Below are 9,308 nucleotides of genomic sequence, written 5' to 3'. Positions count from 1 at the left end.
TAAACAATACTACCTGGGGGCTGGCTACCCCAGATTGGTGATTTTCGTTTGACCAAAATTGGCGATTTTCTCCTGACCCGGAGTGGTTAATTTCGCCCGACCCTAACAATAATGAGAGTACGCTTTGGGGGAGATCCTTAATGCGATTATACTGCGTTAAATCCCACCCATTAATTTTTGCGCGCTCGGCATATCGCTCACAGGCTCCAATAACACTGTTTGCCGCATGCTTTTTACTAATTCCTTTTTCAAGATACAGTTTCGATGCATCAGCAACCGCACGCCAAATAATTCCATAAATTTGTGATACAGAAAAGTCATTTAGAATGATATCAAATGTTTTGTAAGTCTTTTCACCTGGGGTAAATTCAAAGTTTACTTTGTCCAATTGATACTGTAAATACTCTATACATTCTGCGACTGCAATCTCTTTCCACAGTACAACTGCTTCGTCTGCATTCTCCGGGCAATAGTAACTGGGGTCTAATATTTCTGTAAATAGCTGCTGCTTATTTCCTGGAAAAATTAGATTTAAAAAATAGGTAACTCTATAAGTATAGAAAGTATTTGGAAAATCTTCACTATCAATATCAAACGCATCCAACGGAGATTGTGGACTCACCGCTATAACTTGGTTGTGAATTAGGCTCGAGTATAGCTTTTTAAGTAAAAGGTCTGTAGGCGTTAAAATTACTTCCGAATTAGAAAATGGTGCAATTTCATAAAGGTTTTCTTTGAGTAAAGCTCTACATATAGCGCCTAAAAATACTTTGTTTTCAAAAGAAAGAGATGCAAAATCAACTGGTGTCCGTGGCTTGGAATATACTTCTTCTATCTGCTGTAGCCGCTCCATTTGAAGATTTCTTTCTTCTTCCTGGCAATTCTCGCAATTACAATGAGTTTGAAACGGCTTGTGCCCACAAACTGGACAGTATAAGTCTCGCTCATATTTTGGTAAGTTCTTCATGGTTTTTGATGGACGATTGATTACTAAAGGCTCGTCGCAATACTCACAAATGTAATTAGGGAAAACTTCTGGTGGAAATAGCTTATATAGGTCTGAACTACGTACAGAGATACCATATTCTTTTGTTAATTTGGAAACCGACTCACCAGCATAATACCGTTGCATTAAAGTCTCAATTTCCTCGGAAGTCAAATGATCCAAGTTTTTTCCCATCGAATAACACCTTCTCTCTGATCATAGTTATCTTACACTATGTCCTATGATTTGACAATGAGATTATAGACAAGCGCTGCTGGAATGCCAGCAGCGCTTGGTACGGTTAGTGGGGGTCGAACCCTCACGGTTGTCCGCAGAAACCTAAGGTGATGTCACCTTAGTGAAAGCTGGTCGCCGTCTATGTCAATGGTGTCTTCAAGAAGGCGCAGTGCGGAATCCAATATTTCATTGATTGTTTTGCCCACGCGGTTTATACCGCATTGTGAGACGAGAGAGCGGTACAATCCATTTTTGTCAGCCGTTACATTTTGCTTCAGAATCTCCAGCATTCCTGCGGCCAATTCTTCCGGGGCGATTTGCTTGATGTCCCGTTCGATATCGCCCGGCCCTCGGAATTGAATTTCTTGGCCATTCTCCAAATACAAAAAGCCATTCCGTCGAATAATGCCACAGCGTTGACATCCATACATTTTTTGCTCGTAGTCTTGCCAAACAACCTTTGTGACTTTTTCCCGGCCGAATAACCATACGATACGCCGCAGAAACAGTTCCTCAGAAAGTGGGGCCTCCACTTCCAAAACGGCCTTCACCATCCCTTTGAAATCGCGCGGCAGATACTGCTGGCATAGAGATTGAATGTCGGCGGCTTTGTAAGGTGAAAACTCAAAGGGTTTCTCTTCCGCAACTTCTTCAAAACTTTCAAAGGTTTCTGCGGAAGGTGCCTTTTCTGGCTTTGCTAAGACTTGTGTAGGGTGCTTGATTGCATCCGTAGCAGCTTCCAAAAGTCGGCTTTGCTCCACACTTCTGTTTCTGAACCAATCAGTCGACCAGATGCGATAGAACTTCCAACCCATGCGCTCCAGAATTTCCTGCCGCAAACGATCACGGTCCCGAGCGTTCCTGGAAGAATGGTAGGTCGCCCCATCACACTCGATTGCAAGTACATAATCAGAACTGTTCGGAATCTTCAACCCAAGATCAATTCTGAACCCAGAACATCCAACCTGTGTGTCAACAGAAAAACCGTTAGCGCGCAAAAATTCACATACCTCAAGTTCGAAGTCAGAATCGAACTGTTCAAAGGAATTGATACTCACGGCGCGCTCCAGGGCGATATTTCCGTTTTCCGCAAAGTCAAGATATTCCCGCAACAGTTTCGCGCCCTCTGAAGATGTACGCTTCAAATCAATATCTGTATAGTGCATCGAGGAAACCAGCTGAACATTGCATTTGGCACGAGTGACAGCAACATTCAACCGTCGTTCGCCGCCAACACGGTTCAGGGGGCCGAAATTATGCAGCAGACGTCCCTGGGCATCAGCACCATATGCGATGCTGAAAATAATGGTATCTCGTTCATCACCCTGCACGGTCTCAAGGTTCTTGATAAAGAATGGCTCTTTTGCGTCATTTTTAAAGAACCATTCTTTTTCTGGTGTATTCTGCCGCCGCTTGGATAGCAGTTTGTCGATCAGATCCTGCTGCGCAACGCTGAACGCAACGACACCCAGGCTTCGATCAGGGTATCGTTCGATGTTTTGATAGATCAGATCAACGATAAACTCTGCCTCTTTTCTGTTGGAGTGGCTCTTTCGGTCAAAGACACCGTCCACATGATAATAGTCTACACCAATGCCGGAGGTGTCTGCTTTGGCAGATGGGAATGTAACAAGATCGCTGTCATAAAAATTCTTGTTGGAGAAGGTGATAAGTTGCTCATAGCGGCTCCGATAATGCCAACGTAGGCGAAGCTGCTGCATAGAAGTAGAACACAGATCCAAGATGGATTCAAAATCTGTCACATCTCCGCTTTCTTCATCGGTATCCCCCGCCTCAATGGTGGCATTGAAAAAATTGCTGGGCGGCATCTGCTTGGAGTCGCCCACAACGATCAGTTGCTGAGCGCGATATATCGCGCCGATCGCGTCTTGTGGGAAAATTTGCGATGCCTCATCAAATACCACAACATCAAAATGGACGGCATCTGGAGCAAGGAATGTGCTGACGCTTAGGGGCGACATCAAAAAGCACGGCTTGATACGCTGAATAAGTTCTCCTGTTTCGGAAAGAAGGGAGCGAATGCTCTTCTGCTTTCGTTTCTTTTCACCTTCACGGAGCAGGATTGCCAAAGCGCTTCCGGGAGCGATTAACTCCAAAGAGGGACGTTTGCTGGAAAGCTCTGCACGGATCTTCGCTTTGTTGATCTCAAATTGTTCTGTGTCTTTTTCCGAAAAAGTACGGATCGTGTTGTCCTGCGAGATTCGATTGAACCCAGATAAGACTGGTGTTCCAGACAAAATCGAGTTGATCCACTGATAGTAAAACTGCTTTTTGAAAGCATCAACAATAAATTTTGGCTCTATATTTCGGCTGATGGCACTGTTGATATAAGACACGGTTTGCACATCATCCAACTTGGAAAGCAATGTTCTGAAATGACACCAGTTATCCAACTTATCCATCGAATCCGAACAGTCAGTGAACCGTGCCAACAGCAAAGAACAGTTTACAATACCGATATCTAAGAGCGACCGATCAAAGCAGTTTGAGATATACTCAAAAACATCATTGTCACAAATCTCAAATACAGCATCCAGACGCTGGGCATAATCCGCAAAGGCAGTGCGTTCAGTAACAAAATCGGAATACTCCTCCAGCAAACCAAAGGATACCCCAGCAGAGAATAATGCTTGCAGGTCCCCCATTTGCTCTGCTGCATAATTCCAGTCTGTTTCTACACCTTTGTAAGCAGCGCCCAGAAAATTTCTGATGGGCTCCTCGGCCTCACAGTATTCCTGCATCTTTTGCTGGTAATAGGCGAGACGTTCTGTTGCTGCGACGGCCTCGTTGTAAGATAGCTTTTTTCCATCTTTCTTGCATAGCCGTAAGTCCGCTATGATTTTTTTGTACTCGGAATTAAACAACCTTGCAAAGGCACTGGTGAACTGTTTTGTCAGTTGTTTGTGATATTGTGCGCCGTTTAATTTGTAAAGATCATCATCGAAAGTGGATTCCAATACTGAACGGGACGAGAGAATCTCGGCGCTCTGTGCGCTCAGCTTGGTTAAGGCAGAATTTACTGCTTGAAAATGCTCTTTGTTCAGCAGAGATGGAGTGATAATTTGAGATGTTGCGGCGGTGCTGAAAAAGCCCTTCCAGGTTCGTGCATCATCTATTGTGGTGCAGTTGATGCCATATCTATCGGAAATTTCCTGAATCAAGGGAATCAAGGATTGCAGAAATTGTATCCCTGTCGCAATGCTGTTTTTGACACTGCTCTTAGCCTGATAGGATGTGTCCTGGTTAATATAGCCGTACCATGGATTCTTTCTATAGTCATATCCAACCGTAGGAATATAATCAACATACTGCTCTAAGAGGGCGGCAGCTTCTGTTAAGTACGATTCACCTTTCGCAGTGAGTTGCGGAACATTCCATTCTACCTCTGGCGTGGATCTGAGCGCCGCGTAGGCCTCATAAAGCTGATACAGGCTTTTCTCTATAATCGGATGAGGCTTATGCAGCTCTACCGCGTAAGCGTCCAACTGTTGCTGGGCCTTCTCTTTGAGTGCAATTTCGCTGTCCGCTTTCGAAGAAACCGCGCTCTTGTCAGCTCGAAGTGTATGGCAGATATCCGTGATTACATCTTTTTTGTTGGCTTTGTGACTGTGAAGTTCTAAACAAAATTCTGAAAGGCCCGCTTGCTTCAATTTGTCATAGACCACACTCAATGCTGCTAACTTTTCAGAAACGAACAGAACCTTTTTTCCATCGCCCAGGCACTCTGCAATGATATTGGTGATCGTCTGACTCTTACCTGTTCCAGGAGGGCCCTGCAAGACGAAGCTCTTGCCTGACTTTGCCATTTCGATGGCTTCTATTTGGCTGGAGTCCGCATCCACCACACTATGCAGCTCAATCAGAGGATTGGAAACAGAAGCTGCAGCTCCGATTTCTGCGTCCGCTCCTTGCAAGTTAGCAGGCTCACCCAAAAGTTTGCGGACATTCTGATTTGCAAGGATCGTAGCGGCATTGTCCTTCAAATCGCGATACATATTGATTTTCAGAAACGAAAAAATACCGATTTTGCATTCAGAAGATACCGTCCACTGGAGCTTTGCAACCAGACGCTTAACCTTTTCAAGATAAACAGATAGACCCTCATCACTATAATCAGGAAGTTTTACTCCATATTCTGCATCCATCTTATAGGCGAAGGTCGGATTGACGATAACATCATCCTCCGTCGATTTGATGAAATAAGGGTCTACTGCCGACGCTTGCTCCAATTGGATAGGCACAAGTAAGATCGGGGCACGGAAAATATAATTCGAAGAATCACTTTCTTTCCAGTGGATAAAACCAAATGCCATATATGCGACATTGACGCCAGTCTCTTCAATAAACTCCCGTGCCTTCTTATTGATGTTTTTGATTGCGGTCAGTGGATTTCCAGCCGCATTATACAGCAAGACTTGATTTTGCCGTTTGATTTTTCCGGAATATTGAGCAAGATAAGCATCTCGTCCATCTGATTCCTTCGAATTTTCCGGCACCTCAAGCTGTAACTGTTCTGCTATATCATCCTCATTCAGATCATCATCGTCCTCAATGATCTTTGGATCATACACCTCAAATGCGGCACTCCCATCAACTTTTTCGAAAAGTGTCTCGGCAGATGGCAACAGCACTTCTACGGTGGACGCCCTTGTGTCCTTAAAATTAATGAGACTATTACGCTTGCCTGTGTCTAACAGCAAGTCCGCCCATTTGTCTAACTTTTTTGTATCCAAAGTGCAACCCCCTCTACATGTTGCTGTGCCTTTTACATTGAAAATTTTAGAGATTTCCGTCAGTCGATGTCTCGTCAGTGTGAATTAAATTATTATATCACGAAATATGCGCTTTTACCACCACCTGCTCTGCAACCTACGGTGACAAAATGCAGTCTAATGTTAAACATAATAATTATGCATCAAAATATGTGCTAAAAAACGGACTGTAAAAATGTACAACCTATAATAAACCTACTCAAACATACCGTATAGCTATTTTCCTCGTCCTGTGGTATTGTGTGTTGCTACCAGGAGGTGCAACGCATGAAAACACTACTCAAAGACCTGTACGACTGCTTCTATACCCCACCCGAGTTTTCGGAGCAGAAGCAGGAAGTGGAAGAATGCCACCAAGCACTGATCAAAGCGTTGGAAAAGCCGGAACGGCGGCTGGTGCTTCGAATCATGGATGCCCAGAGTCTGATGGCGGAGGAACGCTCCATCGACAGCTTTATTTCTGGATTTGAGCTGGCGTGGCAGCTCTCTATGGAGCTGAATCAATTTGAAAAAGAGCGCTCAGTCTCTCGCTGTACGGCGAAGAGATCGGGCGCTCTTTCCATGTCTGGCGAGGAGGAAGCAACATGAAGAAACAAATCATCACTGTCGCAGTGTTCGCCGCCTGTCTGCCCCTGTGTGCCGCTGTGTGGCCACAGAAGCAACCAGTCGGGGAAACACCCGCACCGTCCACGCCAGCCGCTGTAATCGCTACGCAGCCCGAAGTTCCGAAGATGCCGGAAATGAAAGAAGTTATAACGCCAGAGGAAGAAAAGTCGGAAGCAACACTGCCGGAACTGGTCGAGGAAGCCGATATTGCCCCGGAGCCATCGCCTGCTCAAACGCCCTCAGCGAGTGAAGTACCGGTTCTACCTGAACAGGATGTCACAGCCCCACAAGAACCAGAACCTGCCCCGGCTTCACCTAACAGTGCTCCGGACAACATGGTCTATGTGCCGGGCTTTGGATGGATAGAAAGCCAGGGACCCAACCATGCGGAATACGCCGAGGATATGCACGAGAACGGTAATAAAATCGGGATCATGGGATAAATGAAAAGCAGTGCGGTATCAGGACAAAGCCTGGTGCCGCACTGCTTATTCTGTTTCCTGCTCCAATGCGTCGCGGATTATCTCATGGACATGGATCAGCGAAATAACTTCACAGAGAAACCGCACCGCCAGTTCCTTTTCGTCCAGCCAGGTGGTCTGCGGCGGCACATAGTAACCAGAATCAGTCTCTGCTTCTGCTCTGGCCTTGTGAATGGCTTTCTGGATGGAGAGCCACTGACCGTAAGCACCATCGTTCAACTGTTTTCTCAGTTTCCGGATGGCGCTCTTATACACTTTCTCTGCACCACTGGGTCCGTTGTAGTTGAGCCGGATGGCCAGTTCCTGAAAGGTCATGCCCTGCTCGTTGGGCTGACCGATCCCCAGATAACAGCGCACCAGATTTAGTTCTCTGGGGCTCAGCACCTCCCCCATGCGCTGCAGGAGCAGCGTCCGCCGCATGGAACGGTCGTAGGCCCTGGCCGGGTCGCCGCCATACCCCAGGTCAAAGACGCCCTCGCCCAAACACTCAACCTGAAACACGGTACGGTATTCTTCCAGCAGACGCCTGGCGACTTTGGCGGAGACCGTCAGCTTCTCTTGAATGGCCGGCAGAAGATCTGTTTCTATGTCCCCCTCATGGGTGGCATAGAGAAATGCCACCTGGCGCAGCTGGTGGTAACGGTCCATCGGGAGCGACAGAGAGAAAGAACCCTGGGCGGCGCAGTCCCGCATGGCCGTCTCAATGGCGGGGGTCGCATAGGTCAGCAGCTTTGTTCCATAGGAGGGATCAAACCGCGTCGCCGCGCCCAGCAGTGCCAGTGCCCCCTCCTGCTTGAGGTCGTCCACCAGAAAGTCCTGAGAAAATTGCTCGCAGTAGCTTGTGGCCAGCATGGTCAGATATCCCTCGTTCTGGGAAAGCAGGAGCGGAGCGGCCTGCGGATCGCCGTCCTGTATCCGCAGAGCAAGCTCCTCGTTGCTGAGGCAGAGATCATCGCAGCGGTACATGCTCATGGCCCGTCCTCCCGGGCAAGGCGCGCTCTCGCCTGGGCATAGATCGCTTCCTGCTCCATGTCGTGTGCATAGCCGCTGGCGGCATAGTCGTTGTCCATGAGCGCCTTATCCCGCAGGTTCTCCGCCACATACAGCGCTTCATTGCGCAGCTCGTCGGAAATCTTTCCTCTCTGGTGGTGCTTGCGGATGGTGTTGGTGCGGGTGGTGAACAGGCGATAGACCGGGTGCTGTTTGTTTTGCTCCTTCTGCCGCATCATGGCGCCGTACTGCCGGCAAGTCATGCGGTTATTCTGAGGCGCAATGCCATCGCAGTATTTCGGTATGTGGCCGTTGGTGGTGAGAAAGTATGTCCCGCAGCCACAGCACCGGCTGGGGGCATGGCCGTGCTGCAATCCGTTCATCAGGTCAAAGATGTAGAAGCTGATGGCATGGTCAAAGAAATACCGGTTCACAAATACGGTTTCTTTTTCCTGTTTCGGGTGTCGGGCAAAGACATAGGAGGATCTCAGATCCGGTGTGATGGTGAATGGCTCGACATCCGGTACCGGCAAATCGCGCATCATACTCCAGAACCATTCGCTGTTGAAGCAGTCGTGGGCGGCCATAGCGAAGTAGGTCTCCGTCCGCTTCTTCAGCCGCCGCAGATAGCCCTCCTCAAAATATCGTGCCGCCACGGTGAAGTGATGGATGCCCAGGGGGATGCTGAAGGCAGCCACCAGATAGCGGAAGAAAAATTCCCGGACGGGCGAAGCCGGCTTCAGTAGGTCGTTGTGGGATGCCGGAGAAAACAGCACCTCCAATGTGTGCTGCTCCTGCCCTTTGTCCATCGAGCTATACGGTGGACAGTGCCACAGGGCATCCAGCAGCTTCTCCAGGGAGGTACAGGTCCCATCCAGCAGGTTGATAAATTCACCTCGCCCAGCCAAGGCCAGGGCCTCCATCTGATGGCTGATGGCCCCGCCGTGGGTGACCAATGCCTGCATAGCCTCCTCGGGGACATTCAACAGTCCGGCAGCAAAGTGGCCGGCCGGGTAGACGGTCTCATTGAAAAAGATCTGATCCTGCCAGACATCCATTGTCAGGTGCAGGAGATTGTTGTTCTGTTGGATCCCCAGTGGCATAGGGCCACCTCCTCTGTCCTATATCTGTTTTCTGCCTGTCTTGCGATATTCTCATTTTATCAAAATCCCCCCAATAATCAAGTGAAAGGACAAGAGCCACGATGGCCGCGTG

Annotated in this window: 6 protein-coding genes; 2 read left to right on the top strand and 4 right to left on the bottom strand. The window is 48.0% G+C overall.

Annotated features, from left to right (window positions below; genetic code table 11):
• The coding region (locus tag B5F88_RS20185) for a hypothetical protein (protein WP_140402077.1) at nt 1-1,180 on the bottom strand (1,180 nt) is incomplete at its 3' end.
• A gap of 155 nt (nt 1,181-1,335) precedes the next feature.
• Nucleotides 1,336-5,976: a DUF4011 domain-containing protein gene (locus B5F88_RS08440; RefSeq protein ID WP_087344277.1), complete on the bottom strand. Its 4,641-nt coding sequence runs from the start codon at nt 5,974-5,976 to the stop codon at nt 1,336-1,338.
• A 306-nt stretch (nt 5,977-6,282) separates the two neighbouring features.
• Between B5F88_RS08440 and B5F88_RS08435 the strand changes: the two genes are divergently transcribed.
• Both B5F88_RS08435 and B5F88_RS08430 read left to right on the top strand, forming a co-directional pair.
• The gene (locus B5F88_RS08435; RefSeq protein WP_087344274.1) at nt 6,283-6,603 is read left to right on the top strand and encodes a DUF6809 family protein; all 321 of its coding nucleotides are present in this window, start codon (nt 6,283-6,285) and stop codon (nt 6,601-6,603) included.
• The gene (locus B5F88_RS08430; protein ID WP_087344271.1) at nt 6,600-7,064 is read left to right on the top strand and encodes a DUF6550 family protein; all 465 of its coding nucleotides are present in this window, start codon (nt 6,600-6,602) and stop codon (nt 7,062-7,064) included. The genes B5F88_RS08435 and B5F88_RS08430 overlap by 4 nt, the downstream gene beginning before the upstream one ends.
• Nucleotides 7,065-7,109: 45 nt before the next feature.
• On the opposite strand, the gene B5F88_RS08425 is transcribed toward B5F88_RS08430, so the two are convergent.
• On the bottom strand, nt 7,110-8,075 hold the full coding sequence (locus B5F88_RS08425) for a sigma factor (RefSeq protein ID WP_087344268.1): 966 nt from the start codon (nt 8,073-8,075) through the stop codon (nt 7,110-7,112).
• Nucleotides 8,072-9,196: a DUF6076 domain-containing protein gene (locus B5F88_RS08420; protein WP_087344265.1), complete on the bottom strand. Its 1,125-nt coding sequence runs from the start codon at nt 9,194-9,196 to the stop codon at nt 8,072-8,074. The genes B5F88_RS08425 and B5F88_RS08420 overlap by 4 nt, the downstream gene beginning before the upstream one ends.
• Nucleotides 9,197-9,308: the final 112 nt, after the last annotated feature.

The sequence above is a fragment of the Flavonifractor sp. An306 genome, from assembly GCF_002159455.1.
Classification (GTDB): Bacteria; Bacillota; Clostridia; order Oscillospirales; family Oscillospiraceae; genus Flavonifractor.
Note: the sequence above shows the minus strand (reverse complement) of the source record. Positions and strands in the feature narration are given on the sequence as shown.

Coding starts and splice junctions, on each gene's coding strand:
- B5F88_RS08430 (WP_087344271.1), top strand. CDS start 6,600: ATGAAGAAACAAATCATCACTGTCGCAGTGTTCGCCGCCTGTCTGCCC.
- B5F88_RS08425 (WP_087344268.1), bottom strand. CDS start 8,075: ATGAGCATGTACCGCTGCGATGATCTCTGCCTCAGCAACGAGGAGCTT.
- B5F88_RS08420 (WP_087344265.1), bottom strand. CDS start 9,196: ATGCCACTGGGGATCCAACAGAACAACAATCTCCTGCACCTGACAATG.
- B5F88_RS08435 (WP_087344274.1), top strand. CDS start 6,283: ATGAAAACACTACTCAAAGACCTGTACGACTGCTTCTATACCCCACCC.